The 26688-nt window shown below is 62.3% G+C and carries 23 protein-coding genes; 15 read left to right on the top strand and 8 right to left on the bottom strand.

Features of this window, described 5'->3' with window-relative positions:
* Nucleotides 1-60: 60 nt before the first annotated feature.
* Complete coding sequence (locus ACLIKD_RS19070; RefSeq protein WP_428826264.1) at nucleotides 61-3936, bottom strand: DUF3683 domain-containing protein; 3876 nt, start codon at nucleotides 3934-3936, stop codon at nucleotides 61-63.
* A gap of 259 nt (nucleotides 3937-4195) precedes the next feature.
* Here ACLIKD_RS19070 and ilvA point away from each other — a divergent pair, with 259 nt between their 5' ends.
* Nucleotides 4196-5728 (top strand): threonine ammonia-lyase, biosynthetic, encoded by a 1533-nt coding sequence (gene ilvA / locus ACLIKD_RS19065; protein ID WP_428826263.1) that lies wholly within the window; start codon nucleotides 4196-4198, stop codon nucleotides 5726-5728.
* Between the two features lie 92 nt (nucleotides 5729-5820).
* On the opposite strand, the gene ACLIKD_RS19060 is transcribed toward ilvA, so the two are convergent.
* Nucleotides 5821-6795 (bottom strand): hypothetical protein, encoded by a 975-nt coding sequence (locus ACLIKD_RS19060; RefSeq protein ID WP_428826262.1) that lies wholly within the window; start codon nucleotides 6793-6795, stop codon nucleotides 5821-5823.
* A gap of 57 nt (nucleotides 6796-6852) precedes the next feature.
* On the bottom strand, nucleotides 6853-7530 hold the full coding sequence (locus ACLIKD_RS19055; protein WP_428826261.1) for a tetratricopeptide repeat protein: 678 nt from the start codon (nucleotides 7528-7530) through the stop codon (nucleotides 6853-6855).
* Between the two features lie 327 nt (nucleotides 7531-7857).
* On the opposite strand from ACLIKD_RS19055, the gene ACLIKD_RS19050 reads away from it, so the two are divergent.
* The 5 genes from ACLIKD_RS19050 to ACLIKD_RS19030 are packed head-to-tail and all read left to right on the top strand — an operon-like array spanning nucleotide 7858 to nucleotide 12024.
* Nucleotides 7858-8853 carry a sulfate ABC transporter substrate-binding protein gene (locus tag ACLIKD_RS19050; protein WP_428826260.1) on the top strand — a complete coding sequence of 332 codons (996 nt, stop codon included), beginning with the start codon at nucleotides 7858-7860 and terminating at the stop codon, nucleotides 8851-8853.
* A gap of 9 nt (nucleotides 8854-8862) precedes the next feature.
* Nucleotides 8863-9678: an EAL domain-containing protein gene (locus ACLIKD_RS19045; protein WP_428826259.1), complete on the top strand. Its 816-nt coding sequence runs from the start codon at nucleotides 8863-8865 to the stop codon at nucleotides 9676-9678.
* Nucleotides 9675-10607: a cysteine synthase A gene (gene cysK / locus ACLIKD_RS19040; protein WP_428826258.1), complete on the top strand. Its 933-nt coding sequence runs from the start codon at nucleotides 9675-9677 to the stop codon at nucleotides 10605-10607. The genes ACLIKD_RS19045 and cysK overlap by 4 nt, the downstream gene beginning before the upstream one ends.
* Entirely contained in the window at nucleotides 10604-11734 is a 1131-nt protein-coding gene (locus ACLIKD_RS19035; RefSeq protein WP_428826257.1) for a MalY/PatB family protein, read from the top strand. The genes cysK and ACLIKD_RS19035 overlap by 4 nt, the downstream gene beginning before the upstream one ends.
* On the top strand, nucleotides 11731-12024 hold the full coding sequence (locus ACLIKD_RS19030; RefSeq protein ID WP_428826256.1) for a hypothetical protein: 294 nt from the start codon (nucleotides 11731-11733) through the stop codon (nucleotides 12022-12024). Before ACLIKD_RS19035 ends, ACLIKD_RS19030 begins: the two co-directional genes overlap by 4 nt.
* 20 nt (nucleotides 12025-12044) lie before the next feature.
* On the opposite strand, the gene ACLIKD_RS19025 is transcribed toward ACLIKD_RS19030, so the two are convergent.
* On the bottom strand, nucleotides 12045-12626 hold the full coding sequence (locus tag ACLIKD_RS19025) for a 5-formyltetrahydrofolate cyclo-ligase (RefSeq protein WP_428826255.1): 582 nt from the start codon (nucleotides 12624-12626) through the stop codon (nucleotides 12045-12047).
* 14 nt (nucleotides 12627-12640) lie between these two features.
* Between ACLIKD_RS19025 and ACLIKD_RS19020 the strand changes: the two genes are divergently transcribed.
* The 4 genes from ACLIKD_RS19020 (at nucleotide 12641) to ACLIKD_RS19005 (ending at nucleotide 18935) form a co-directional block, all read left to right on the top strand.
* The gene (locus tag ACLIKD_RS19020) at nucleotides 12641-14572 is read left to right on the top strand and encodes a transglycosylase SLT domain-containing protein (protein ID WP_428826254.1); all 1932 of its coding nucleotides are present in this window, start codon (nucleotides 12641-12643) and stop codon (nucleotides 14570-14572) included.
* A gap of 12 nt (nucleotides 14573-14584) precedes the next feature.
* Nucleotides 14585-16657 carry a DUF1631 family protein gene (locus tag ACLIKD_RS19015; protein WP_428826253.1) on the top strand — a complete coding sequence of 691 codons (2073 nt, stop codon included), beginning with the start codon at nucleotides 14585-14587 and terminating at the stop codon, nucleotides 16655-16657.
* 76 nt (nucleotides 16658-16733) lie between these two features.
* Nucleotides 16734-17696 carry a complex I NDUFA9 subunit family protein gene (locus ACLIKD_RS19010; RefSeq protein WP_428826252.1) on the top strand — a complete coding sequence of 321 codons (963 nt, stop codon included), beginning with the start codon at nucleotides 16734-16736 and terminating at the stop codon, nucleotides 17694-17696.
* A 15-nt stretch (nucleotides 17697-17711) separates the two neighbouring features.
* Nucleotides 17712-18935 carry a multifunctional CCA addition/repair protein gene (locus tag ACLIKD_RS19005; RefSeq protein WP_428826251.1) on the top strand — a complete coding sequence of 408 codons (1224 nt, stop codon included), beginning with the start codon at nucleotides 17712-17714 and terminating at the stop codon, nucleotides 18933-18935.
* On the opposite strand, the gene ACLIKD_RS19000 is transcribed toward ACLIKD_RS19005, so the two are convergent.
* Nucleotides 18915-19112: a DUF2905 domain-containing protein gene (locus ACLIKD_RS19000; RefSeq protein WP_226417743.1), complete on the bottom strand. Its 198-nt coding sequence runs from the start codon at nucleotides 19110-19112 to the stop codon at nucleotides 18915-18917. The two genes, ACLIKD_RS19005 and ACLIKD_RS19000, sit on opposite strands and share 21 nt — an antisense overlap.
* Before the next feature lie 58 nt (nucleotides 19113-19170).
* Here ACLIKD_RS19000 and ACLIKD_RS18995 point away from each other — a divergent pair, with 58 nt between their 5' ends.
* Complete coding sequence (locus tag ACLIKD_RS18995) at nucleotides 19171-19977, top strand: alpha/beta hydrolase (RefSeq protein WP_428826250.1); 807 nt, start codon at nucleotides 19171-19173, stop codon at nucleotides 19975-19977.
* Here ACLIKD_RS18995 and ACLIKD_RS18990 read toward each other — a convergent pair.
* Nucleotides 19967-20158, bottom strand: coding sequence for a YjfB family protein (locus ACLIKD_RS18990; RefSeq protein ID WP_226417745.1), 192 nt, complete (start codon nucleotides 20156-20158; stop codon nucleotides 19967-19969). The genes ACLIKD_RS18995 and ACLIKD_RS18990 overlap by 11 nt on opposite strands.
* 63 nt (nucleotides 20159-20221) lie before the next feature.
* Between ACLIKD_RS18990 and ACLIKD_RS18985 the strand changes: the two genes are divergently transcribed.
* Nucleotides 20222-21181 carry a hypothetical protein gene (locus ACLIKD_RS18985; RefSeq protein ID WP_428826249.1) on the top strand — a complete coding sequence of 320 codons (960 nt, stop codon included), beginning with the start codon at nucleotides 20222-20224 and terminating at the stop codon, nucleotides 21179-21181.
* 1 nt (nucleotide 21182) lies between these two features.
* Here ACLIKD_RS18985 and ACLIKD_RS18980 read toward each other — a convergent pair whose 3' ends face one another.
* Entirely contained in the window at nucleotides 21183-22343 is a 1161-nt protein-coding gene (locus ACLIKD_RS18980) for a class I SAM-dependent methyltransferase (RefSeq protein WP_428826248.1), read from the bottom strand.
* 96 nt (nucleotides 22344-22439) lie between these two features.
* On the opposite strand from ACLIKD_RS18980, the gene ACLIKD_RS18975 reads away from it, so the two are divergent.
* The 3 genes from ACLIKD_RS18975 to ACLIKD_RS18965 all read left to right on the top strand — a co-directional run bounded on the left by ACLIKD_RS18975 (nucleotide 22440) and on the right by ACLIKD_RS18965 (nucleotide 25633).
* On the top strand, nucleotides 22440-23582 hold the full coding sequence (locus ACLIKD_RS18975; RefSeq protein WP_428826247.1) for an FIST signal transduction protein: 1143 nt from the start codon (nucleotides 22440-22442) through the stop codon (nucleotides 23580-23582).
* Nucleotides 23583-23802: 220 nt separating this feature from the next.
* Nucleotides 23803-24666 (top strand): tRNA 2-thiocytidine(32) synthetase TtcA, encoded by an 864-nt coding sequence (gene ttcA / locus ACLIKD_RS18970; protein ID WP_428826246.1) that lies wholly within the window; start codon nucleotides 23803-23805, stop codon nucleotides 24664-24666.
* 64 nt (nucleotides 24667-24730) lie between these two features.
* The gene (locus ACLIKD_RS18965) at nucleotides 24731-25633 is read left to right on the top strand and encodes an FHA domain-containing protein (RefSeq protein ID WP_428826245.1); all 903 of its coding nucleotides are present in this window, start codon (nucleotides 24731-24733) and stop codon (nucleotides 25631-25633) included.
* Between the two features lie 110 nt (nucleotides 25634-25743).
* On the opposite strand, the gene hprK is transcribed toward ACLIKD_RS18965, so the two are convergent.
* Nucleotides 25744-26679 (bottom strand): HPr(Ser) kinase/phosphatase, encoded by a 936-nt coding sequence (hprK, locus tag ACLIKD_RS18960; protein ID WP_226417751.1) that lies wholly within the window; start codon nucleotides 26677-26679, stop codon nucleotides 25744-25746.
* Nucleotides 26680-26688: the final 9 nt, after the last annotated feature.

Here is a 26688-nt window from a genome sequence, read left to right as displayed (position 1 = left end):
ACCGCAAGGCGCTAGCGCATGTTAAGGAACTATTTCACGATAACGCCTTGAACGCCCCGCTCAGAGTAGGACGCGCTCGATACCGCCGCTGTTTGCCTGGCCGACGTAATCCGCCATCCAGTTATCACCGAGCAAGTGCTTGGCCATTTCGACGACGATATAGTCGGCCTTGGTATCGGCATCGTCATCGTAACGGGACAGGCCCTGCAGACAGGCCGGGCAGGATGTGAGGATCTTCACATCGCCGGTGAAGCCATCGGCGCGCAAACTGGCCGCACCTTTTTCGATCTCTTCCTGTTTGCGGAACTTGACCTGCGTCGCGATATCCGGACGGGAATAAGCAAAGGAGCCGGCGTCGCCGCAGCAGCGGTCGGTCAATGGCACATCCTGACCCATCAGCGTCTTGGTGACGAGGAGCGGGGCATAGGACTTCATCGGCGTATGGCAAGGGTCGTGGTACATGTAGCGCGTACCCTGAACGCCTTCCAGCTTGATGCCCTTTTCCATCAGGTACTCATGGATGTCGAGCAGGCGGCAACCGGGGAAAATCTTCTCGAACTGGTACTTCTGCAGTTGATCCATGCAGGTACCACAGGAGACGATCACCGTCTTGATGTCGAGATAATTCAGCGTATTGGCGACCCGGTGGAACAGTACGCGGTTCTCGGTGGTGATCTTCTGGCCTTTGTCGGCATCGCCGGAGGCATTCTGCGGATAGCCGCAGCACAGGTAACCCGGTGGCAGGACGGTGGTTACGCCAATTTCGTAAAGCATCGCCTGGGTCGCCAGGCCAACTTGCGAAAACAGCCGCTCCGAGCCGCAACCGGGGAAGTAAAAGACCGCATCCGACTCTTCGCTGGTTTTCTGCGGGTTGCGAATCACCGGGATGACCTTGTCGTCCTCGATATCGAGCAGAGCGCGCGAAGTACGCTTGGGCAAGTTGCCCGGCATCGGTCGGTTCATGAAGTGGATGATCTGCGTCTTCACCGATGGTGCACCGAGCGTCGCCGGCGGATGCTTGCGACTGTCCTGGGTCAAGCCGAGGGCCTTGGCCGCCTTGTGCGCCAGACGCTGGGCCTTGAAGCCGAAGTCCATCATGCCGAAGCGCATCAACTTGATGGTCGCCGGGTCCTTCAGGTTCAGGTAGGTCATTGCCGCGAACGTGCCGGGGCTGAAACGTTTCTTCTCCTGCTTGCGGAGGAAATTGCGCATCGCCACGGACACATCGCCGAAGTCGATATCGACCGGGCAGGGCTTCAGGCAGCGGTGGCAGACCGTGCAATGGTCGGCGACATCGTTGAATTCGTCGAAATGCTTCAGCGAAATGCCGCGCCGGGTCTGCTCCTCGTACAGGAAGGCTTCGACCAGCAAGGAGGTGGCGAGAATCTTGTTGCGCGGGCTGTACAACAGGTTGGCGCGCGGCACATGGGTCGAGCAGACCGGCTTGCACTTGCCGCAGCGCAGGCAGTCCTTGACCATATCGGAAATCTTGCCGATCTCGGACTGTTCCATGATCAGCGATTCGGCACCCAGCAGGCTGAACGAGGGCGTGTAGGCATTGCCCATGTCGCCGCCGGCCATCAGCTTGCCTTTGTTGAAATGGCCCTGCGGGTCGACTTTCTGCTTGTAGGCGCGGAAGGGGCCGATTTCCTCGTCGGTCAGGAATTCCAGCTTGGTAATGCCGATGCCGTGTTCGCCGGAAATCACGCCGTCCAGACCGCGGGCCAGATGCATGATGCGCTCGACGGCCTTGTTGGCCGTTTGCAGCATCTCGTAATTGTCGGAGTTAACCGGGATGTTGGTATGCACGTTGCCGTCGCCGGCATGCATGTGCAGCGCGACAAAGACGCGGCCGCGCAACACTTCATTATGGATGGCTTCGATCCGCTCCAGGATGGGGCGATAAACGCTGCCATCGAAGATCTTGGTCAGCCGCGCCTGCAGTTCCTGCTTCCACGACACCCGCACCGAATAATCCTGCAGTCGGTGGAAGAGGCGGGGATTCTCGGCCCGGTTGGTCAGCTCGCCGGCCTGCACGCCGTAGGATGGGAAGCGCGATTCGGCTTCGGCCAGCGGCAGGTCGAGATTGTCGAGCAGCCATTCCCAGCGCAGGCGAACGGCTTCGACGTAATCGAGCGCCGCCTGGCGGCGGTCGCCGATCAGCACCGCGCTGTCGAGATTGGCATCGCCGGCGTGCAGCGGTAGTTCGCCCTTGAGGAACTGGCTCAGCGCAGCGCACAAGGCCAGCTTGTTCTGCGTGGACAGCTCGATGTTGATGCGCTCGATACCATCGCAATAGTCGCCCATGCGCGGCAACGGGATAACGACGTCCTCATTGACCTTGAAAGCATTGGTATGGCGCGAAATGGCGGCGGTGCGCGAACGGTCGAGCCAGAATTTCTTGCGCGTTTCGGCATCCACCGCGATGAAACCTTCCGCCGCGCGCCGATTGCACATGCGCACGACGGCCGAAGCGGCCGCCATCACGGCATTCTCGTCATGGCCGACGAGGTCGCCGAACAGCACCATTTTCGGCCGACCGTGGCGCTTGGCCTTGGTCGCGTAGCCGACCGCCTTGACGTAGCGCTCGTCGAGGTGTTCGAGGCCGGCCAACAGCACCCCTGCGGTGTGTCCGGCACCGCCCGGCTTGAAGTAGTCGGTGATCTCGACGATGGCCGGCACGGCTTCGCGCACCTGGCCGAAGAACTCGAGACAAACGGTGCGCGTCACCGGCGGCATCTTGTGCAGCACCCAGCGCGCCGCGACGATGATGCCGTCGGTGCCTTCCTTCTGTACCCCGGGTACGCCGCCGAGGAATTTGTCGGTCACGTCCTTGCCCAGCCCGACCTTGCGGCAGGCTGCGCCCGGCATGGTCAGAATCTCCTCGCCGAGGAACTTCTTGCCGCTCGGATCGAAGCGTTTCAGGCGGAACTCGACGTTTTCCTGCTCGTGGATCTTGCCGTAGTTGTGATTAACCCGTTCGACTTCCAGCCAGTTGCCGTCCGGATCGACCATCTTCCACCAGGCCAGGTTGTCGAGCGCGGTGCCCCACAGCACGGCCTTCTTGCCGCCGGCGTTCATCGCGATGTTGCCGCCGATGCACGACGCGCTGGCCGAAGTCGGATCGACCGCGAAGACGCGGCCGGCCAGCGAGGCGGCTTCGGCGACGCGATCGGTGACGACGCCGGCGCCGGTACGAATCGTCGCGTACGGCGTTTCATGGCCGGCCAGCACCAGTTCTTCGACCGGACCGATATCGATCAGCTTTTCGGTATTGATCACCGCCGCGTAAGGCGTCAGCGGGATGGCGCCGCCGGTATAACCGGTGCCGCCCCCGCGCGGAATGATGGTCAGGCCGGCTTCGATGCAGCCGCGCACGAGATGGCCGATTTCCTCTTCGGTGTCCGGATAAAGGACGACGAAGGGGTATTCGACACGCCAGTCGGTCGCATCGGTGACGTGTGAGACGCGGGCCAGACCATCGAAGGCGATGTTGTCCTTGCGCGTGTGCTTGCCGAGAACCTTCAATACCTTGCGCCGCAGATCGATGGTCTGGCCGAAATGTTCGGCGAAACGATCGACCGCCCGCTGTGCCGCTTCGACCAGATGCTTGACCTTCTCCGAACGCTCCGCATCTTCGCTTTCGCTCGAATGCCGGCGCTTTTCGACCTCGCTCAGACGGTGGCGCAGGGCATTGACCAGCGCGTCGCGGCGCTCGCGATTGTCGAGCAGGTCGTCTTCCAGGTACGGGTTGCGCTGCACAACCCAGATGTCGCCGAGCACCTCGTAGAGCATGCGCGCCGAACGACCAGTGACGCGCTCGCTGCGCAGTTCGTCGAGAACGGCCCAGTTATCGGGCCCAAGCAGGCGGATGACGATCTCACGATCGGAAAACGAGGTGTAGTTGTACGGAATTTCGCGCAAGCGAGCAGTCATAAGGCGACCAGAATCAGAAGCGTTAAAGGACGGATTTTAGCGTACCGGAGAGGCCGCCAACGTGTTCGGAGGCCTTTCGACACAAATACACAGCCGGTGTTCGCGCTTATTTTGCACTGATCACCAAACAGCGCCAAAACCGCAGGCCGCTCTGGTCAGCCCCGGTCGGGCCGGGCAACGATCACGGACAAGCGCTTTCCGCCGTGACGTTTGGCCGCGCCAGCCGTAGAATCCTCCCTTTGCCCTGAAGAATCGCGCCATGCATCCGGACTATCTTGAAAAAGTTCTCAACGCCCAGGTTTACGATGTGGCGATCGAAACACCGCTCGAACTGGCCAACAACCTTTCCGCCCGGAGCGGCAACAAGATTATTCTGAAGCGCGAAGACATGCAGCCGGTGTTTTCCTTCAAGCTGCGCGGCGCCTACAACAAGATCGCCAGCCTGTCGGCCGAAAAAATGAAACGCGGCGTGATCTGCGCCTCGGCCGGCAATCACGCCCAGGGCGTCGCCCTGTCGGCCGCCAAGCTGGGTTGCCGGGCGGTCATCGTCATGCCGACCTCGACGCCGGCCATCAAGGTCGATGCCGTCCGCGCCCGCGGCGGCGAAGTCGTGCTGCACGGTGACTCCTTCGACGATTCCTACGCCCATGCGCTGGAACTGGAAAAGGCCGAGAAACTGACTTTCGTCCATCCCTTCGACGATCCGGAAGTGATTGCCGGGCAGGGCACCGTCGCCATGGAAATCCTCCGTCAGCACTCGCGCCACAGCGGGCCGATCCACGCCGTGTTCTGCGCCATCGGCGGCGGCGGCCTGGCCGCCGGGGTGGCCGCCTACATCAAGCGCCTGCAACCGCATATCAAGGTGATCGGCGTCGAGACTTTCGACGCCGATGCGATGAAGCAGTCGATTGCCGCCGGCAAGCGGGTCCGTCTCGACCAGGTCGGTCTCTTTTCCGACGGCACCGCGGTCAAGTATGTCGGCGAGGAAACCTTCCGCCTGTGCAGGGAATTCCTCGACGACATCGTGCTGGTCGACACCGACGCCATCTGCGCGGCGATCAAGGACGTTTTCGAGGACACCCGTTCGATCGTCGAGCCGGCCGGCGGGCTGGCCGTTGCTGGGGCCAAGGAGTACGCCCGCCTGCACAAGCTGAAGGACAAGAACCTGATCGCCGTGACCTCCGGCGCCAACATGAATTTCGACCGCCTGCGCTTTGTTGCCGAGCGGGCCGAGGTCGGCGAGCGGCGCGAAGCCGTGCTGGCGGTGACGCTGCCGGAAAAGCCGGGGGCCTACAAGAAGTTCCTCGGGCTGATCGGCAAGCGCAACATCACCGAATTCAACTATCGCTACCACACGGCCAGCGAAGCCCATGTTTTCGTCGGCATCCAGGTCGGCGACCGCCACGAATCCGGCAAGCTGGTCGAGCAACTGGTCAAGCACGGCTACCCGGCACTCGACCTGACCGACGACGAGATGGCGAAGAACCATATTCGCCATATGGTCGGCGGCCACGCGGCGCAAGTCTGCGAAAAGGGTATGCGCGAACTGCTCTACCGCTTCGAGTTCCCCGAGAAGCCGGGCGCCCTGATGAACTTCCTGACCCAGATGAGCGCCGGCTGGAACATCAGCCTGTTCCACTACCGCAACCACGGCGCCGACTACGGCCGCGTGCTGGTCGGCATGCAGGTGCCGCCGAACGACATGGGGCAGTTCAAGGATTTCCTGAAAAACCTCGGCTACGCCCACTGGGATGAAAGCGAGAACCCGGCCTACAAGCTCTTTCTCGGCTGACTTGCCGGATTCAAGGCGACCCAGGGCGAACGAAACACCGGAAGACCGGGATGGCCCCCGCAGCGCACGGCGATCATTCCGGAGCTTCCTGATCAGTTCGGCTTAATCGCTTTCGGGTCATCGAGACAGACGTTTTTCCACGATCCGTCACGTTGGCCAAGCCAAAGATAGGTGATGCAGGCCAGCGAGGTTTTGATGGCCCCAAGCTTGCGGTCGGCGGTAATCGAGATTTCGGCGTCGATCTCGGCATAGAAGGTCGCGCCGCTTGCCGGACTGACCGAAACGGTCAGCCGGCTCGGCACGCCGGAGGTTCCCTTCTGCCACGCCCCGACACTGACCGACTTGACCGTCCCACCCGCTTGGCGAAGCACGAAGGGATACGTCTTGGCGAGGCGCTCTGCCTCGCTCCGGATGCGGGTGGTTGCCACCTCGGCATCGACCGCATCCAGCGTTCCCGGGCCGCAGCGTTGGGCGTCGGTAGATTTGATCTGTTGCTCGGCGCGCTGATCCGCATCGCGCGCACTGGCAAGGCGGGCCGGATCGCCGCCATTCTGCTCGGGAAAACGCGTCAGCCCTGCGTCGATCTTGGCGAGTTTTTCCGGAATATCGCCGGCTTTAGCAGCCTCCCGGTCGCGGAACGGATCCGGTGTCGAACGATCCCAATCGATAACCCGCTTGACCACTGTCCGCGCCAAGGCGGGGTCGGCTTCGAGAACTGGCATAACCAGCGGTCCGACCGTCATGCTCATGATGGCGATTAACTGCGGTCGATCGCCCTTCTCGAAAAGAATTTGCCGGGCCGTTCGCAGACGTGCGGCAAGGTAAAGAAAAGCAGCCTCCTCCTTGCGTCCGGCCATCCGCTCCCCCATGGCCGCATGAAAGAGCATCAGCGGCTCGCGAAGTGTATTCGGGTCACGCAGCAGTTCCGCTGCAGCCAGATGGACAACGGCCGGATCGCACGAAGCAAGGCGGGCGGTGATTGAAGCGGATGGCGACGGGTTGGCCTTGGCAGGCAAGGAAACAATTGCCAGGCCAATCGCCAGAATGACTGGCACGGGGTTACGCATATTATCTATCGCCGGGAAGGAAAGTCAGCAAGGGGCGCCAGACTCGATGGCAATAGGTCAATTCCGAGTCCTCTTGATATCCACCTGACCGCTCCGAATGCCATCGATGAGCTTGCCGACGTTGCCATCGCCGGGCCGCTGTTGCTTGTAGGCTTCGAGGTTTTCGATTGCCTTCTGTTTGTCGCCGAGCGTCAGATGAGCCATGCCAAGGACGTAGGCGGCATCCACTACGCCGACGGCAAGGGCCTTTTCGAGGTACGGAAGAGCCTCTTTCGACTTTCCCGCCCCGGCCAGGAAACTGCCGTACATGTAATTGCCGCGCGGATCGGCCGGAGCGGTGGCGAGCAAGCGCTGGAAGATCGCGGCGGTTTTTTCGGCCGAGCCGGGAATATCGAGGTTGTGGCCAATACTGTTCAGGAACCCGGTGCGCACCAGCAGCTCTGCATTCGGGCTTGGCCCATTGACGAGGATATCGAGCATTCCCGACAACGTCTTTACGTCTTGAACGGCACGCTGTTGATCTTGCGGGGTATCGAACCGGGCAGGGTAGTTTTTGGCGTGCAGCGCCAGATCATTCAGCATCAGGTCCAGGTATTTTCCGTCAATGCCGTACTTTTTCCCGGATGGCGTCTCCGCAACAGTCAGCATCCGTTTCGGATCGTAGTTGCCATACTCCTTGGCATGGACCTGCGAACAACTAACGATCATCAATAGGGCGAGAAGAACGATGCGCATGATCAGTAAACTCCCGACAAGGTAGAAGTGAGAGATAGGCTTTGGCCGTTGCCGGAATGCCAGGCTATTGGCGCAGAAAGGCGGACGACGGCCATGGCAGGTAACCGGGCAGAAAGAATGACAAGAGACTAGCTTTTTGACATTTCACCTGCAAGCGGCGAAGTTGGTCAGGACAAAAAATGTTCGCGTCCCTGCCGGTGATTGACCGCCAAGCCGCCATTAATTCTTTTTGTTATATTATTGTGATAATTGATTCTTTCACAGAATAACCCTTGCGCTCTAGACTCCAGCCATTCTGAGTAATTACTCGACTGACCGGAGTTCTTGATGCGCAAATTGGCCATTTTCGCGGCACTGACCGTGGTATTCACCCTGAGCAGCGCCGTCGCCCAGACGACCTTGCTCAACGTCTCCTACGATCCGACGCGCGAGCTGTACAAGGATTTCAACGCTGCTTTCAACAAGCACTGGCAGGGCAAGACCGGGCAGACGGTGAATGTTCGCCAGTCGCACGGTGGCTCGGGCAAACAGGCACGCTCGGTAGCCGATGGCCTGGAAGCCGATGTCGTCACGCTGGCCCTGGCTTCCGATCTCGATGCGCTGGCCGAGCGCAAGCTGATTCCGGCCGACTGGCAGAAACGCTTCCCGCACAATTCGGCACCCTACACTTCGACCATCGTTTTCCTGGTGCGCAAGGGCAACCCCAAGGACATCAAGGACTGGGGCGATCTGGCCAAGCCCGGCATCGGCGTCATCACGCCCAACCCGAAAACCTCCGGCGGAGCCCGCTGGAATTACCTGGCGGCCTGGGCCTGGGCGCTGAAGCAGCCGGGTGGCAACGAGCAGAAGGCAAAGGAACTGGTCGCCGCCATTTTCCGCAATGTCCCGGTGCTCGATTCCGGCGCCCGCGGCTCGACGACGACCTTTGTCGAACGCGGCCTCGGCGACGTGTTGATTGCCTGGGAAAACGAGGCGCAACTGGCGGTGAACGAGATCGGCAAGGGCAAGTTCGAGATCGTCGCCCCCAGCCTCTCGATCCTCGCCGAACCGCCGGTCGCCGTGGTCGACAAGGTGGTCGAAAAACGCGGCACGCGGCTGACGGCGCAGGCTTATCTGGATTATCTGTATTCCGAGGAAGGGCAGCACATCGCCGCCCGGCATTACTACCGGCCGCGCGATGCCAAGGTGGCCGCGCAATACGCCGCGCAGTTCCCGAAGATCAAACTGGTCACTATCGACGACACGTTCGGCGGCTGGCTGAAGGCGCAGAAGCGGCACTTCGCCGACGGCGGCACCTTCGATCAGATCTATTCCAGCAAGTAGGACAGAGACATGCCGCTGACCGATCTGATCCGTTATTTCAATGTCGCCGACAACGCCGGCGAGAGCACCCTTTATCTGACTGGCGAACGGGTTGCGGCCTGGCATGGCGGGCTGCACCTCGGCTCGCTGTTCCAGCCGATTGTCGATCTCGAGCGGGAACGCATCGTCGGCCATCAGGCCGGGCTGAGCGCTCGGCTGGAGGGGGGCGAGCCGCTCAGTGTCGAGCAGGCTTATGCCCGGCAACAGACGGCGGAAGACGTCGTCCATTTCGACCGCCTGAACCGGACGCTGCACGCCCTCAATTTTCTCGCCCAACGCCGCCACGTCGGCGGCTACCTGCAACTGGCCGTGCACCCGCGCCACCTGAAAGCCGTGCAGAGCCAGCACGGTCTGGTCTATGAAGCGATTCTCAAGCGTTGCGGTCTGGGGCCGGAGGACATCGTGCTGAGCATCGATACCGGTGACGTCAAGCCCAACCAACAGCTTGCCGAGGCCCTGATCAGCTATCGCCAGCGCGGTTACCGGCTGGCCCTCAATGTCGTCGCGACGGAAGCCGCGACTGACGATCTGCTGGCACTGCAGCCGGACATCCTGCAATTGCCGCTCGATGCCGATGCGGCGCTGCTCGACGCTGCCCGCCATCGGGCCATTAGCGTGCAACTGATCGGCATCGACAGCGGCAGCGACCTGGCCCTAGCCAGCGCGGCTGGCGCAAAACTCGGACAGGGCGGCCTGTTCGGTGCGGCACAAAGCGACTGTCGGCCGACCCACAGCAAGGGCGGACTCGCCTACAATTCGCCATCGCCCTCCGGAGACCCATCATGAAGATTGCCAACAATGTCACCGAACTGGTCGGCAACACGCCGCTGGTCAAACTGAACCGCGTTACCGCTGGCTGCGGCGCGACGATTGCCGCCAAGCTGGAATTCTTCAACCCCGGCCACAGCGTCAAGGACCGCATCGCGGTTTCGATGCTCGACGCCGCCGTCGCAGCCGGCAAGATCGGCCCCGATACCGTCGTGCTCGAGCCGACCTCCGGCAACACCGGCATCGGCCTGGCGATGGTCTGCGCGGCGCGCGGCATCAAGGCAGCCTTCGTGATGCCGGAAACGATGAGCCGCGAGCGCAAGCTGCTGCTCAAAGCCTACGGCGCCGAACTGATCCTGACCCCGGGGCCGGAAGGCATGAGCGGCGCAATCAAGAAGGCCGAAGAACTGGCCGCCGCCGATGCCCGCTACTTCATTCCGCAGCAATTTGAAAATCCGGCCAATCCGGCCATCCACCGCAGCACGACAGCCGAAGAAATCTGGCGCGACACCGATGGCCAGGTCGACATCTTCGTTTCCGGCGTCGGCACCGGCGGCACCGTGACCGGGGTCGGCGAAGCGCTGAAGGCAAAGAAGCCGGGCGTCCGGATCGTCGCCGTCGAACCGGATGCTTCGCCGGTCCTCTCCGGCGGCGCCAAGGGCCCGCACCCGATCCAGGGCATCGGCGCCGGCTTCGTGCCGGGTGTGCTGAATACCGCCATTTACGACGAGGTGATCCGCGTCAAGAACGACGACGCCTTCGCCATCGCCCGCCGGATGGCCACGGAGGAGGGGCTACTCGTCGGCATTTCTTCCGGCGCCGCCACCTGGGCCGCCCTCGAACTGGCCAAACGGCCGGAAAACGCCGGCAAACTGATCGTCGTCATCATCCCTTCCTTCGGCGAACGCTACCTGTCTACCGCCCTGTATCAGCACCTCGAAGTTTGAGTACCTTCGACCAGCCGCTCGACCGGCGCAACTCCGACTCGATCAAATGGGGCAAGTACGCCGGTCGCGACATCCTACCACTGTGGGTCGCGGATATGGATTTCGCCGCTCCGCCGGCCGTCATCGACGCCTTGCAGCAGCGCCTTGGGCACGGCGTCTTCGGTTATGGCGGCCCTTGGCCATCGCTCACCGAGTCCGTGCTCAGCCACTTGGCCGCTGAGTACGACTGGCAGATCGAACCGGAGTGGATTGTCTGGCTACCGGGTCTGGTCACCGGCCTCAACGTCGCCTGCCGGGCGGTGGATGGCGAGGTTCTGACGGCGACGCCGATCTACCCGCCGTTCCTGTCGGCCCCCCGATTTTCCGGCAAGACGCTGCACCGCGCCGAACTGGCCTGTAGCGAAGGCCACTGGCAGTGGGACAAGGCCGCGCTGCAGCAGGCGACGACCGCGGCTACCCGGTTGTTCCTGCTCTGCCACCCGCACAATCCGGTCGGCCGTTGCTGGAATCGGCAAGAGCTGCTCGATCTCGCCGCCTTCGCCGAAACCAACGATCTGATCGTCTGCTCGGACGAAATCCACTGCGGCCTGGTCCTTGATGCCGACAAGCGCCACATCCCGTTCGCCAGCCTGTCGCCGGAAGCGGCCAAACGCAGCATCACGCTGATGGCACCGTCGAAAACCTACAACATTCCCGGCCTCGGCTGCGCTTTCGCGGTCATTCCCGATGCCGCACTGCGCCACCGCTTCCACCGCGCCATGGATGGCATCGTGCCGCACGTCAATGTCCTCGGCCTGGCCGCCTGCGAAGCCGCCTACCGCGATTGCACCGACTGGCACCGCGAACTGATCGCCTACCTGGCCGGCAACCGCGACCGGGTCAGCGCGGTGGTGAATAGCGAAAAAAGGGTCCGAATGAGCCATGTCGAAGCGACCTATCTGGCCTGGATCGATGTCCGTGAACTCGGCCTCGCCCAGCCGGCTGCCCACTTTGAAGCGCACGGTCTCGGCCTGTCGGACGGCGGCGATTTCGGTTCCCCCGGCTGGCTGCGCCTGAATTTCGGCTGCCCCCGGGCAACCCTCGACGAAGCATTACGACGCTTCAGCAACGCCTGTCACGCCGCATGAATCCTTACGATCTGACCCTGTGCTCGCTTATTGTCGGGCTGATTGCCCAGTCGCTGGCTACCGGGCTGGGCATCGAACTCTACCTGCGCAAGGATCTGAACTCCGGCCTGCGCCGCTCGTGGCTGGCCATTGCCATCGGTTCGCTGCTGCTCGCCCTGCACCATGGCTACACGCTGGAGCTGGCCCTGCGCACCGGTCTTTACGACATGCGCCAGGCGGTGCTCGCCGGCCTGATCGCCATCTTCTTTGCGCTGGGCATCTTTGGTCTGTGGCGTAACGCGCGGATCTGACTGCCTGCCGGGAACGGCGCTCAGGCAGTCCGCGGCCGGAAGGCGCCGGTTTCGGTAACGATCAGGTCCAGCTGCTGATCATGGCTTTCCGGCCGGATGCTGGCCAGGCGGTTGATTTCAAAACCGACGCCGACGGCCAGCGGGCGAGGGGAGAGCGCCGCCAGCGTGCGATCGAAATAACCGCCGCCGTAACCGAGGCGATAGCCCGCCGCATCAAACCCGTTCAAGGGCAGCAGGATCAGGTCGGGCTGCAGCCAGTCGCCGGCCGTCGGCGTCGGGATGCCGTAGCGGTCCGGCTGCATCGGTGTCGCCGCCGTCCATTCGCGAAAAGCCAGCGGCGCCGCCTCGGCCACCACCACCGGCAGGACAGCCCGCCCGCCGGCCGCCACCCAATGCTCGACGATGGCCCGGACATCCGGCTCGTCCTTGACCGGCCAGCAAAAGGCGACAATCGCCGGCCTCGGCAAGGCCGCCCGCAGATGCCCGACGATCCGCGCCGACAGGGCGGCATGGGCCGCCTCGCCAAGTGCCGATCGACGCGCCACCATATCCCGCCGCAACGCCCGTCGCCAGGCCGTGCTATCCTCGTCCGATTCAGTCATCAGCCTAATCTAGCATGAAGTTTAGCGTTCTCCTTCTTGGCCTCTGCCTCGCCTTTCCGCTATTGGCGCAGGACAGCCAGGACAGCAATTTCCTGATCGCCCGCGATGCTTTCCGCGCCGGTGACCGCAACAAACTTGAACGCGCTTCCAGCCAGCTCGGCAATCACGAACTGCTGCCCTACGTCGAAAATTATCGGCTGCGGATGTATATGGATCAAGGCGACTCCGCCGCCCTGCGCGGCTTTTTCGAGCGCTACGAAAAAAGCTACGTCGTCGAGAAGCTGCGCGCCGACTGGATCCGCTGGCTGGGCAAGCGTTCCACGTGGAACGAGGTGGAACGCGAATACGCCAAGATGCTCGCCCCCGAGCCGGATATCATCTGCTATAGCCAGCAGGCTCGCCTTTTCCGCGGCGACCGCAGCGTTTTCGATGAAGCCGAGAAGCTCTGGCTGACCATGCTCGAAGCCCCGGAAGCCTGCCGCACCGTCTTTGATGCGCTGATCATCGGCCAGCGCCTGTCCGGTGAAGACGTCTGGGCGCGCGTCCATCGCCAGCTCGAAGCCAATCGTCCGGCCCAGGCCAAGACCACACTGGCCTATCTACCGGACAACGAGGCGCCCGACAGCAAATCGCTCGACAATGCGCTGAACAACGCGATGAGCTATCTCGTCCGCCAGCCGGCCAACTGGTATGCCAGCCGGGCCGGCCGCGAACTTGCCGTCATCGCCATCCAGCGCATTGCCAGCAACGACCCGCAGGCAGCAGCCGACCAGCTGGAAAAAATCAAGGCCCGACTCAACGAACCGGAACGGCAATGGGCCTGGAGCCAGATTGCGCTGCAGGGCGCCAAGCGCCATAGCGAGGAGGCCATCACCTGGTACGCCAACGCCAGCAAGGCTCCGCTGTCCGACGAGGGCCACCAGTGGAAGGTCCGCGCCGCATTGCGCGCCCTGGAGTGGGGCGGCGTCCGCGATGCCATCCTGGCCATGCCGCCGACGCTGGCCGCGCTGCCGGAATGGATTTACTGGCTGGGTCGCGCTCACAAGGCCGGCGGCCGGACCAGCGAGGCCGACGCCCTGTTCGAGAAAATCGCCGGCCAGGCCAACTTCTACGGCAACCTCGCCGACGAGGAGCTGGGCCGTACCGTGATGCCACCGCCCCGCGCCCTGCCGCCAACGGCCGCCGAGCAGAAGGCTGCCCGCGACAATCCGGGGATACGCCGGGCCTTGGCTTTCTTCCGGCTCGATATGCGCACCGAGGCGGTCAAGGAATGGAACTGGTCGCTGCGCGGCATGGAAGACCGCGAATTGCTTGCCGTTGCCGATATCGCCAAACGCAACCAGATCTGGGACCGGGCCATCAATACCGCCGACCGGACCAAGACCGAGCATGACTACACGCTGCGCTTCCTCGCCCCGTACGGCGAACAAGTCCGCCCGGCCGCCCAGAACCAGTCGCTCGACGATGCCTGGGTATATGGCCTGATGCGCCAGGAAAGCCGCTTCATCACCGGCGCCAAATCGAATGTCGGCGCCTCCGGCCTGATGCAGTTGATGCCGGCCACCGCCAAATGGGTGGCCAAGAAGATCGGCTTGCGCGACTACAACCATGGCCGGGTCAACGACACCGAGATCAACGTCCTGCTCGGCACCAGTTACATGCGACTGGTCATGGAAAATCTCGACAATCATCCGGTACTCGCCTCGGCGGCCTATAACGCCGGCCCCGGCCGGGCCAAAAAATGGCGTGCCGCCCGGCCGCTGGAAGGGGCGATTTACGCCGAAACCATCCCATTCAGCGAAACCCGCGACTACGTCAAGAAAGTAATGAGCAACGCGGTTTATTATTCGGCCTTGTTCAACGGCAAACCCGATTCACTGAAAACCCGTCTTGGCACGGTCGGCGGACGAACCGCCGATGCGATGAAAGACGCCGACCTGCCCTGATGCCCATCCGCCATGCCGCACCTGCCTGACCGCTACGAAACCATCCGCGACTGCCGCACGCAGTACCTGAAGCTCCTCGGCGCCCTGCTGCGCAGCGGCGGCCAGCTATCGACCGCGGCCATCCACTCGATCCAGCACGGCGCGGCGGCCTATTTTGATGAAATGGTCGAAAGCAAGGGACGCGGCAGCTTCAAGGAAGAAGCCCATGGGTTGACCTCTTCGCGCATCACGCTGGTTGGCGAAGATGACCTGGAACTGGGCATCCGCCTCGACAACCTGAGCGCCAAGCTGTTCGAGACGACAGGCAGCGATCTGTGGAAAATCCAGTTGCGTTTCGTCACGCTGCTCAAACGCCCGGATTTGGCGAGAACCAGCATTCCGGTCGGCCCGAAAGGGATCTGCCAGGGACTCGACGAAATGTTCGTCGCCTCAGGCGCCATCGGCATCGACAAAAAGTTGCAACAACTCGATCGGATCGAGACCACGCTGCAGGAAAACCTGCCGGCGCTCTACGCCGAACTCAACACCATTCTCGATCAGGCCGGCATCGAGACGGCCCAGCCGACCATCGTCACCTCCCAGGAGCCGCCCCGCCGGCCGATGCAGGATAGCCCGGGGGTTTCGGCGAATGCGCTGCTCGCCCTGCAGCAGGCATTGCTCTCCCAGCTTCCCGGACTGCCCCAGGCCGCTTCGCAAGGCAGCGGCTCGGCGGCATCGTTGCTCAGTCAGGCCGCCATCGAACGCCTGACCTTCCGCCTCAACGAACTGGAGCAGCGCGGCGGCTTTGCTCCCGCCCTCCGCTCCGGCAGTTCTCCCAGTCTCGAAGCGCTGATTCCAGGCCTGTTCTCGGACAACGAGACCAGCCGGACGCGGCAACCGAAATCCCTGAACTCCGGTGAACTGGGAATTCAGGCCGGCGCCCCGGAAGGGATCGCCATCGATACGCTGGCGATGATTTTCGAAGCGATATTCGCCAACCCAAGTATCCCGGACACCCTGAAAGCGGTGATTTCCAGCCTGCAAATCACGATGCTCAAACTGGCCATGCAGGATCCCGGCCTGTTTACCGACACCGCTCACCCGGCCCGCCTGTTGCTCGACCGAATGGGAGTCGCCGTACTCGGTCTGCCGATTGACGTGGCGGCCCGGCACCCGGTATGCGCCCGGCTGTTCGAAATCGCCGGGCAACTGCGCAGCCAATACAGCGGCCAGATCGCCGCGGTCAGTAACGCCCTGGCCCAGGTGGAGGCGCTGATCGCCGAGCGCAACGCCGGCATCGTCAGTGCTGCCCAAGCCTATATTCCGCTGCTCAACCAGCTGGATCGCCGCGACCAAGCCGATATTGAGTCCGCACAGGCGATCGAGCAGTGGATCGAGGGCGGCGTGCCGGCCCCGATTCGCGATTTTCTCGACAATATCTGGCGCCGGGTGCTGCAACTGGTCTGGCTGGAACATGGCCCAAACAGCACGCAGTGGCAGCAGCAGACGACGGCCATCGACGATCTGCTCTGGACCTTCCAGCCAAAATCCGGCGATGACCGCAAGGCGCTGGCCAGGCGCCTGCCGGAAATACTGAAGCGACTGAAAGCCGGCATGGAACGCCTGGGCACCGCTGCCGAGGCCCAGGCGGCTTTCCTCGACGACTGTTTTGCGCTGCAGACCCGGGCCATGCGAACAGCTTCCGTTGCCGACGAAAATCCAGTAACACCGCCAATGCTCGCCAGCATTCCGCGCCCGACGGGCGGCGAACCGGTAGCCGGCGAGATCGAGTCGGGTTCGCTGATCCTGCGCACCCTTGATTTCTCCAGCAGCCGCCCGGCGCCAAGCCGCCCTTTGCCGTGCCGGCCCGGCGACTGGCTGGAAATCCGCCTCGACGGCGATGAAACCGGCGTTGCCCACCTCTGCCACATCAGCCCAAGCAGCCAGCGAGCGCTGCTCTACAACCCGGACAGCAAACTGGCCGTAGCCATCCATCCGGCCATTCTCGACAAACAGTTGCGCCAGGGGCTGGCCCGCATCAGCAGTTCCGCCTCGCTGTTCGATACGGCAGCCAACCGCGCATTGCGCCGGACAACTGCCCCCTGACGGCGACAAGCCTGCCCGAATGGCGGCAAATTGCCTTAAAATCCGTGTTTTACGAAACAAGTTTCCGGGATTCCACATGGACATCAAAAAGGTCTTGCTGCTGGGGGGTAGCGGTTTTGTCGGTACCTATATCGTCAATCGCCTGTCGCAACGCGGCATCGAAGTCACCGTTCCGACCCGTCGCCGCGAACAGACCAAGGCGCTGATCATGCAGCCCGGCGTCGACATGCCGGAAACCAATATCAACTGCGAACAGACCCTGACCGAACTGATGCGCGGCCACGATGCGGTGATTAACCTGGTCGGCGTACTGCACAGCCGCGACGTGCAGTTTCCGTACAGCCGCGATTTCGCCGAAGCCCATGTCGAACTGCCGAAGAAGATCGTCGCCGCCTGCAAGGCTGCCGGCGTCCGCCGCCTGGTCCATATGAGCGCCCTGAAGGCCGACCCCAAGGGGCCGTCGGAATACCTCGCCTCGAAAGGCGACGGCGAAGCGATCGTGCTCGGCGCCAAGGCCAACCTGGATGTCACGGTCTTCCGTCCTTCGGTCATTTTCGGCCTCGGCGACTCCTTCCTGACAATGTTTGCCAAGGTCCTGAAAAAAGCTCCGTTCTTCCCGCTCGGTTTTGGTCAGGCCCGCTTCCAACCGGTCTGGGCTGCCGATGTGGCCGATGCCTTCGTCGATTGCCTGGGCGATGCCTCTACCTTCGGCCAGGCCTACGACCTCGTCGGCCCCAAGGTTTACACACTACGCGAACTGGTTGATTACGCCGCCGAGTTGACCGGCAGCAGCAGCCGCATCATTCCCTTGTCGGAAGGCTGGGCCTATCTGCAGGCCGGCCTGATGTGGCTGGCCCCGCAACCGCTGATGTCCCCGGACAACCTGCGTTCGATGCAGGTCGACAGCGTCTGCGAAGGCAGTTGCAACCCGCCGGCCAACTGGCAACCGACCGCACTGGAAGCCATTGCCCCGAGCTACATCGCCCTCAACACGCCGAAAGGCAAGCTCGAGCGCTTCCGCTTCCGCGCCGGCCGCTAGGCCAGGAAGCCGCCGATGCAAATCTACGTCGTCGGCGGCGCCGTCCGCGACGAACTGCTTGGCCGGCCGAATGCCGACCGCGACTATGTCGTCGTCGGCGCCACGCCGAAAACCATGCTGGCCCAGGGCTTTCGCCCGGTCGGCAAAGACTTCCCGGTGTTCCTGCACCCGCAAAGCCACGAGGAATATGCGCTGGCCCGCACCGAGCGCAAGAGTGGTCACGGTTACCATGGCTTCACTTTTCATGCCGCGCCCGACGTCACGCTCGAAGAGGATCTTGCCCGGCGCGACCTGACCATCAATGCGATGGCCCGGGCAGCAGACGGCACGCTGATCGATCCCTACAGCGGCCAACGCGATCTGCAGGCCAGAATCCTGCGCCACGTCGGTCCGGCTTTTGCCGAAGACCCGGTACGCATCCTGCGCATTGCCCGCTTCGCCGCACGCTTCAACGAATTTTCAGTGGCGCCGGAAACCATGGCGCTGATGCGCGACATGGTTGCCAGCGGCGAGGTCGATCATCTGGTCGCCGAGCGCGTCTGGCAGGAGCTGGCCAAGGGCCTGATGGAAGTCCAGCCTTCCCGGATGTTCGCGGTACTGCGCGACTGTGGTGCGCTGGCCCGCTTGCTGCCCGAGGTCGATGCGCTATTCGGCGTACCGCAACGGCCGGACTATCACCCGGAAATCGATACCGGCATTCACACCATGATGGTCATCGACCAGTCGGCCCACTACGGCCTGACGCTGACCGGGCGCTTCGCCGCGCTGACCCACGATCTCGGCAAGGCCCTGACGCCGGCCGATGTGCTGCCACGGCACATCGGGCATGAAGAACACAGCTATCGCCTGACCGAGCAATTGTGCCTACGCCTGCGCGTGCCCAACGACTGCCGCGATCTGGCGCTGCTGATGGCGCGCTATCACGGCAACATCCATCGGGCCGTCGAGTTGAAGGCGAGCACTATCGTCGGACTGCTGGAAAAGACCGATGCGCTGCGCCGTCCCGATCGCTTCCGCCAACTGCTCGAAGCCTGCCGCTGCGATTACACCGGACGCCTGGGCTGGGAAAGCCGCCCCTACGACAGCCCGCAGCGCCTACTCACGGCGCTGGCTGCGGTCACTGCCGTGGCCGCCGGCAAAATCGCGGCCGACTGTGCCGACAAGACAAAAATCCCCGAACGCATCCATGCCGCCCGGATCAGCGCCGTCAAGCAGGCGCTAGATGATTCGCGAGATTAGCCAGATCAGTAGCGAGCAGATGATGACCGAAGCAAACGGAAAGACGTAAGGCCGACCGCGAAAGCGGAAAGCGATGTCGCCGGGCAACTTGCCGAAGCGGACAAAACGCGCGAGATGCGGGCCGATGATGCCGAGCAGGAAAATCGCGATGACCAGCGTCAATATCCACTTGAACATTTACCTTGTGCCCGAGTTTAAACCGGCATTTAATCACGCCTTACCCCATTAGGTTGCCATGATAAAAACACAAACCGTCGAAGGCCTCGAAGTCCATTCCTGCCTTCCGACCAAAAAAACAACCCGCCCGCCGGTGCTGTTCATTCATGGCGCCTTCGCCGGAGGCTGGATGTGGACCGAAACCTTCATGCCTTTTCTGGCCAAGGCCGGCTATCCCTGCTACGCGCTATCGCTGCGCGGCCATGGCGGTAGTCACGGCCGGGAGCACATTGACTGGCACTCGGTCAGCGATTATGTCGATGACGTCAAGACCGTCGTCGACTGGCTCGGTCAAACGCCGGTGCTGGTCGGCCACTCGATGGGCGGCTTCCTCGCCCAGAAATTTCTCGAACACCACGAAACGCCGGGCGTGGCACTGGTCTGCTCGGTGCCGCCACAAGGCCTGATCGCCTCGCAATTTCACCTGATGTTCCAGAAGCCGCACCTGTTCTCGGAAATCAACCGGATCATGGAGGGCGATTACACGGACACCAACACGCTCCGTGAAGCCTTGTTTGCCGGCGAGGTGGACGAAGCCATGCTGACGCTCTGGCTGACGCAAATGCAGGCCGAATCGCATCGCGCCCTGTGGGACATGTCGATGTTCAACCTGCCCAACCTGCATGCCATGCGCCGCCCGCCGATGCTGATTCTCGGTGCCGAACACGATGTGCTGGTGCCGGCCTTCCTGGTCCAGACGACGGCGCACACTTACGGGTTGCCGGCCCACATCTTCCGGGACATGGGGCACGCCGTGACCCACGAAAAAGAATGGCCGCTGGTAGCGGCCACTCTGCGCGACTGGTTGAACGACATCAAGCCTTGACGTCGATGCTGTTACCCAGATTCGGCGGATTGCTGGACACCTGTGGCAGGGCCTGCAGCAATTGCATGGCCCCTTGTTCCTGAATATCCAGCGCCTTCTTGAGTACCTGTATCCCGACCGCGTCACCGGTCGCGGATGAAGACAGGGCGCTGCTCAAACTGCCGACTGACGATATATCCATGTTGCGTTTGCTCCTGATCGGTCACATTATTAGCTCAGTGTAGCCATAAATTTTCCAAGTGCAATGAGCAATACGGGCAAGTCTGAAACCGCTTCCGCCATCAGCGATGCGATCCGCGCCAAGCGCGAACGCAAGACCGGTATTGCCGACGATATCGCCTCACTGGAAGCCTCCTTGCTCGCCGATATCGAAGCCTTCGATCTCGATGCCGCCGAGCGCCAGGCCCGGCGCGAGCAGAGCACCAGCGTCGGGGCGGGGATGAGCGATCCGTCGCTGGTCTTCCCGGAAATCGTTCCCGACAGCGCGCCGCACCAGCCGAAGGAAAAGCCGGTCGTCACGCCAGCCAGCGAGCCGGAACTGAAGATCGAAGGTGGCAGCTTGCTCGGCCAGCTGCGCCAGCAAGCCGAAATCCGCCAGCGCGAACTGCATTCGGCGGTCGCCGAACGGACATTGGTCAATGAGCTGATCGATCAGGCGCTGAAGCGCGTTTTCTTCTATCTGCACGACTTTGTCCAGCAGCTGAATATCGTCAAACCGGCCATCCCGCGCGATTACCCCTTCCTCGAGCACTATCTGCTGAACCAGTTGAGCTGGCAGGAAGGTTTTGCCGATTATCGAACACAGAGCCAGAGTGCCGGCGCCCTGGTCGAACTGGTCACTTTCACCTATCGCCTGAACGGCGTCGGCTTGCCGGTCATCGAACGCCATGGGCCGGCCATCGAGCGCTTCCGGACCATGCTTTTCGACTATGGTCTGCCCTTCGACTGCAAGGAATTCAAGAACCAGCGCAGTTATGTCGAACGCGCCGAGTTCCTGATTCGCAGTGAAATCAGTGTCAGTGCCCGCTGGCGGGCGGATTTTGCCAACGGCTTGCTGATCCTCGAAACGCGCAATCTCGAGCGGCTGGGCAGCGCGGTCTACAGCATCCGCCCGCAGCTGGTCGACATGCCGCTACTCGAAGAGTTCGGCCGCCTGGTCATCGGCCAGGCCAACCGCTTCCGCGAGCAGGTCAGCCGCCACTAGGCTACAGGCGACGGCTCTGATCGCCGCTGGCAAAACCGCACAGGCCTTCGTCGATACCGCGACCGATGGCGATGACCTTGAATAGTTCGCCCATCTCGTGCGGCATCAACAGCTTGTTCACAGCCCCGCTGGCCCGGATGTAGTCCGGCGTTCCGTTGGGGATTTCGGCCAGAGCGTCGAGAATGCCGCAATTGAGCAGGAACTGCCCCTGGCTGGCATAGCCGAGCAGTTCCAGGCCGGCGCCATGCGCCGCGGCGATGATCGCCGTGAAATCGACGTGTACCGTGACGTCCTGCAGGCCCGGCAGATAAAACGGATCCGGATGGGAATGGTGACGGTAATGGCACATCAGCGTGCCGCGGCCGCGCTGCTGATGGTAAAACTCGCGCCGCGGAAAGCCGTAGTCGATCAGCAACAAGGCGCCACGCTGCAGGCGATGCCCCCATTCCGCTGCCCAGGCCCGGTTGGACAGGCTGATTTCACTTTCAAACCCGGGCGGCAGCGTGCATTGCTCGCCGATTTCCTCGGCTGCCGCCAGCAGCGGCCCGCTGGCGGGACGTTCGCTCCACGTGAAACATTCTTCGGCATCGATCACCACGCCCCGGGCAAAAATCCCGTTGTCGCGCCAGGCAACGATATCGGCCGGCATCGCATCGAGCAGTTCGTTGGCCACCACGGCACCGGAAAACTGTTCCGGCAACTGATCCAGCCAATCGACCCGGGCCAGCAGATGCGGCGCCGCCGCCGCGATGGTTTCGCGCTGACGTTGGCGCAGGTCGGCTGACAGATCGAGGATGGAATAGCGCTCGGGAAGGGCCTGCCGACGCTCCAGATCGAGCAACAGATCAGCCGCCAGACGCCCGGAGCCGGCCCCAACCTCGAGGATGGCAGGGGCGGACAGCGCCATCACCTGAGCCACCTGCCGGGCCAGCGCCTGGCCGAACAAGCCGGTCATTTCCGGCGCCGTGACGAAATCGCCGGCCGTACCGAATTTTCTCGATCCGGCCGAGTAATAACCGAGTCCGGGCGCGTAGAGCAGCAGTTCCATGCACCGCGAAAAGGGAATCCAGCCGCCGGCCGCGGCAATTTCCCGGATGATGGCCTGACGCAAGCCCTGACTGTGGGCCAGGGCATCCGGATCGGGAATCGGCAGATTATTCATGGAGCCTCGCTAAAACGCGGATTTTAGCGGTCAACACCGGCCGGCAGCCGTTGCCTGTGCTATTTTTTCGTCTGTCCCTCTGGAGGAGACCGGGAAGTGCACGTCAAACAAATAATTATTCGCCAACCGTCCGAACTGGCTGACAAGCTGCCCTCCTTGCACGACACGGATCCGGCCCTGCTGCTCGTTTTTGGCTCGGTCGAGCACCTGAGCGCAGCGGGTTTCAGCGAAACGCTGCGCGACAGCTTTCCGCGGGCTTTTCTGCTCGGTTGTTCGACCGCCGGCGAAATCAACCCGGAAGGCGTCGCTGACGGCAGTTGCACGATCACCGCCCTGCATTTCGAGCATATCCGGCTGACCGAGGGGGCCACCCGCCTGGCCGGCATGGAGGATTCCTTTGCTGCCGGTCAGCGGCTCGGACGCGAAATCGCCACAGCCGGCCTCAAGGCGGTGCTGGTCTTCGGGCCCGGCGTAAAGATCAACGGCAGTGCGCTGGTCAATGGCATCACCAGCATCGTCGGTCCCGAGATTCCGATCACCGGCGGTCTGGCCGGCGATGCTGCCGCCTTCAAACGGACGTTCACCCTCGGCAAGGCAGGCGTCGCCGACGACAACGTGGTGGCCGTCGGACTGAGCGGCGAGCAATTGCGCTTCGCCCACGGCTCATTTGGCGGCTGGGAAGCTTTCGGTCCGGCCCGCAAGGTGACCCGGTGCGCCGGCAATATCCTCTACGAACTGGATGGTGAGCCGGCACTCGGCATTTACAAGCGTTATCTCGGCGAACATGCCCGAGGACTGCCGGCCTCCGGCCTGCTTTTCCCGTTTGCCATGCTCGGCGAAGACCACAATGCCACGGGCCTGATTCGCACCATCCTCGGCGTTGACGAAACGATGGGCAGTCTGACCCTGGCTGGTGAAATCAGCGCCGATGGCTATCTGAAGCTGATGCATGCCAGCACCGACAAACTGGTCAACGGCGCCGAACAGGCGGCCGAAGCCGCCGCCACGATGCTCGAGATGGCAAACCCGGGGGTCGCCATTCTGGTCAGTTGCGTCGGCCGAAAACTGGTGATGGGAAACCGGGTAGACGAAGAGGTCGAGGCCGTGGGCGCGGTTTTCGGCAACAAGGCGCTCCTCACCGGCTTCTATTCCTACGGCGAGATCAGTCCCTTCGCGCCCGGCGCCTCATGCAAGCTGCACAACCAGACCATGACCATCACCTATCTCGGCGAAGACTGACGCGCCCGACTCGACAGAAGACCCGACCCCAGGCGGTTTTCTCGATGGCTTCAGCATGGCGAGGCGCCCGTCCAAGCGATTTGCTAGAACGTGAAATACACGTCATTTCGCCGCATCTAAAGCTCGTTGCCGCCAACATCTCAAGGTAAACTCGCTTTTTCGCGATCGGCCGCCGCCTTCTTCTGGCGCTCGCTCCACCCCTACAGCACCACCAGCTCCCATGACAAGCTCGAATACCCTGCAAAAACTCCGCAAATTCCTTGAGGGCCGCACCGGCAAGGCCATTGGCGACTACAACATGATCGAGAACGGCGACACGGTTCTCGTCTGCTGCTCCGGCGGCAAGGATTCCTACACCCTGCTGGCCATGTTGATGGCTCTGCAGCAACGCGCGCCGGTCAAATTCCGCTTGATCGCTATGAACCTCGACCAGAAGCAACCGGGCTTCCCGGCCGACGTACTGCCAGGCTATTTCAAATCGATCGGCGTCGAATACCGGATTGTCGAGGCCGATACCTATTCGGTGGTCAAGGACAAGATCCCTGAAGGCAAGACGACTTGCTCGCTGTGCTCGCGACTGCGTCGCGGCATCATCTACCGGACTGCCAAGGAACTGGGCGCCAACAAGATCGCCCTCGGCCACCATCGCGACGACATGGTGCATACCCTGTTCCTCAACATGCTGTTTGGCGGCAAGCTGAAAGCCATGCCGCCCAAGCTGGTCACCGATGACAAGGCGCACGTCGTTATCCGGCCGCTCGCCTATTGCCCCGAGAATGAAATCGCCAGATTTGCCCGTGGCATGGAATTCCCGATCATTCCCTGCAACCTCTGCGGCTCGCAAGAGAATCTGCAACGGCAGAAAATCAAGGAAATGATGCAGGGCTGGGACAAACGCTTTCCCGGCCGTACCGAAGCCGTTTTTACCGCCATGCAAAACATCGTTCCATCGCACCTTGCCGACAACGCACTCTTCGATTTTCGCGGGCTGACCCTCGACACACCGGTGGAGGAGGGTGATATTGCCTTTGACGAACCGGAAATCGCGATGACCGGAATGATTCCGTTAAGCCTGTCGGCATAATGCGAAAAATGCTCAATTCATCATATAATCGCGAGCACAACACTTGACGAATCCGCCGCCATCGATGAGCTCCCCGCAACAGAAATTGATCGTGATGTTTGCCGATGTTTCCGGAAGCGCCGGGCTATTTGAACGGCTTGGCGACACCGAGGCGATGCATGCCGTCGAACGTTGCCTGAAGCGCATGAAGCGTTCGATCGACGGCTATCGCGGGCGCACCATCCAGACCGTCGGTGACGAACTGCTGGCCACCTTCGATTCGGCCGAAGACGGCTGCCAGGCAGCGATCGACATGCAACAGCGGATCGCCGATTTGCCGCCGGTCTCCGGTCTCAAACTGACCATCCGCATCGGCTTGCATGCCGGCCTGGTCAATGATGATGGCGGCAAACCCACCGGCGAAGTGGTCAACAATGCCGCCCGCATCGCCGGCATCGCCCGGCGCGACCAGATTCTCGGCAGCTCCGCGCTGGTCGCCGCGCTACCCCAGCATGGAGTGATTAGCGTCCGGCCCATGCCCGAACTGGGCAGCCTGCCGGAAAGCGGGGCGGTGCTGGAGTTGTTCCAGATTCACTGGATCGCGCATGAAGCGACCAGTAACGACGTTCCGTCATCCTTTGGTCCGTCGTCAATTCCCCCGGTCGCCGACCGCCTGTGCGTCCGTTATCACGGCAAGGCCTTTTTGCTCGACAGCAAGACACCGGTCCTCAGTCTCGGCCGCGATCTCGGTAACAAACTGATCATCGAAGACCGCAAGGCTTCGCGCCAGCACGCCCGCATTGAAAAACGGGGCGATGGCTTCTATCTGGTCGATACCAGCACAAACGGTTGTTTCGTCAGCCTCGCCAGCCAGCAGGAACGCATGGTGCGGCGTCACGAACTGTTGCTGGAAGGCAGCGGCAGGATCTGTTTCGGCACGTCCGGCAACGATCCGAGCGCCGACGGCGCCGACTTCGAACATCTGTAAGAAAACGGCCGTCGCAGGACAGTTGCGACGATAAAACGCTGGAATACCGGTCCACTCGGCCCCGAGCAACCATCCGGCGCTCCTGCACCGGCCAGACAACGACCGATGACTCAACCTTCGTCGTCGAGCATCATCCGCTGCTGTCGATCGATGAAATCCTGCATGCTGTCGATGCCGCGGAATTGCAGTATGGTGTTGCGCACCGCCGCCTCCAGCAATACCGCCAGGTTACGCCCGGCCGCTACCGGAATCACCACTTTGCGCACCGGCACGCCGAGAACCTCCTGCGTCTGGGCATCGAGGGGCAAACGTGGCGCATCGCCGGCCGCCAGCGTTTTCTGCAGATGGACGATCAGCTTCAGTTTCATTTTGCGGCGCGAAGCCGTTTCGCCGAATATCGTCCGGATATTGAGCAAACCGAGGCCGCGTACTTCGAGGAAATCGCGCAGCATGCCCGGACAGCGGCCTTCGATGGTGGTTGGGGCAATGCGGGCCATTTCCACAACGTCGTCAGCAACCAAACCGTGGCCACGGGAAATCAGTTCAAGGGCCAGCTCCGACTTGCCGACGCCGGAGTCACCGGTGATCAGAACCCCCATACCCAGCACGTCCATGAAGACCCCGTGCAAGTTAAGGGTATCCGCCAGACGGGCCGAAAGGTAAATGCGGAGCAGGTCGATAACGGCCGAGCAGGGCTTCGGCGAGAGAATCAGCGGCGTATTGGTCTGCCTGCAGGTCTCGACCAGCAGGTCGGGCGGCACCAGGCCATCGGCGACAATAACCGCCGGGGGGCCGGCGCCGAGCAGATCGTTGAACATCTGGCCGAACCGGCGCTCACCGATCCGGATAGCCCATTCGTATTCCGCCTGGCCCATGACTTGCAGGCGTTCGGGGTGAATGATGTTGATATGACCAACAACATCGGCCCCGTAGTTGTTGGAAAGCTTGATTTCGATCCGGGTATCGGCCTGGTGGCCAATCATCCAGCTCAATAGCAGCTTTTCGCGATTATCCTCGTAAAGCTGAACCAGACTGATGTGGTGCACGGCCGCTGG

This window comes from Azonexus sp. IMCC34842 (genome assembly GCF_050368855.1).
Taxonomy (GTDB): Bacteria; Pseudomonadota; Gammaproteobacteria; order Burkholderiales; family Rhodocyclaceae; genus Azonexus; species Azonexus denitrificans_A.
Note: the sequence above shows the minus strand (reverse complement) of the source record. Positions and strands in the feature narration are given on the sequence as shown.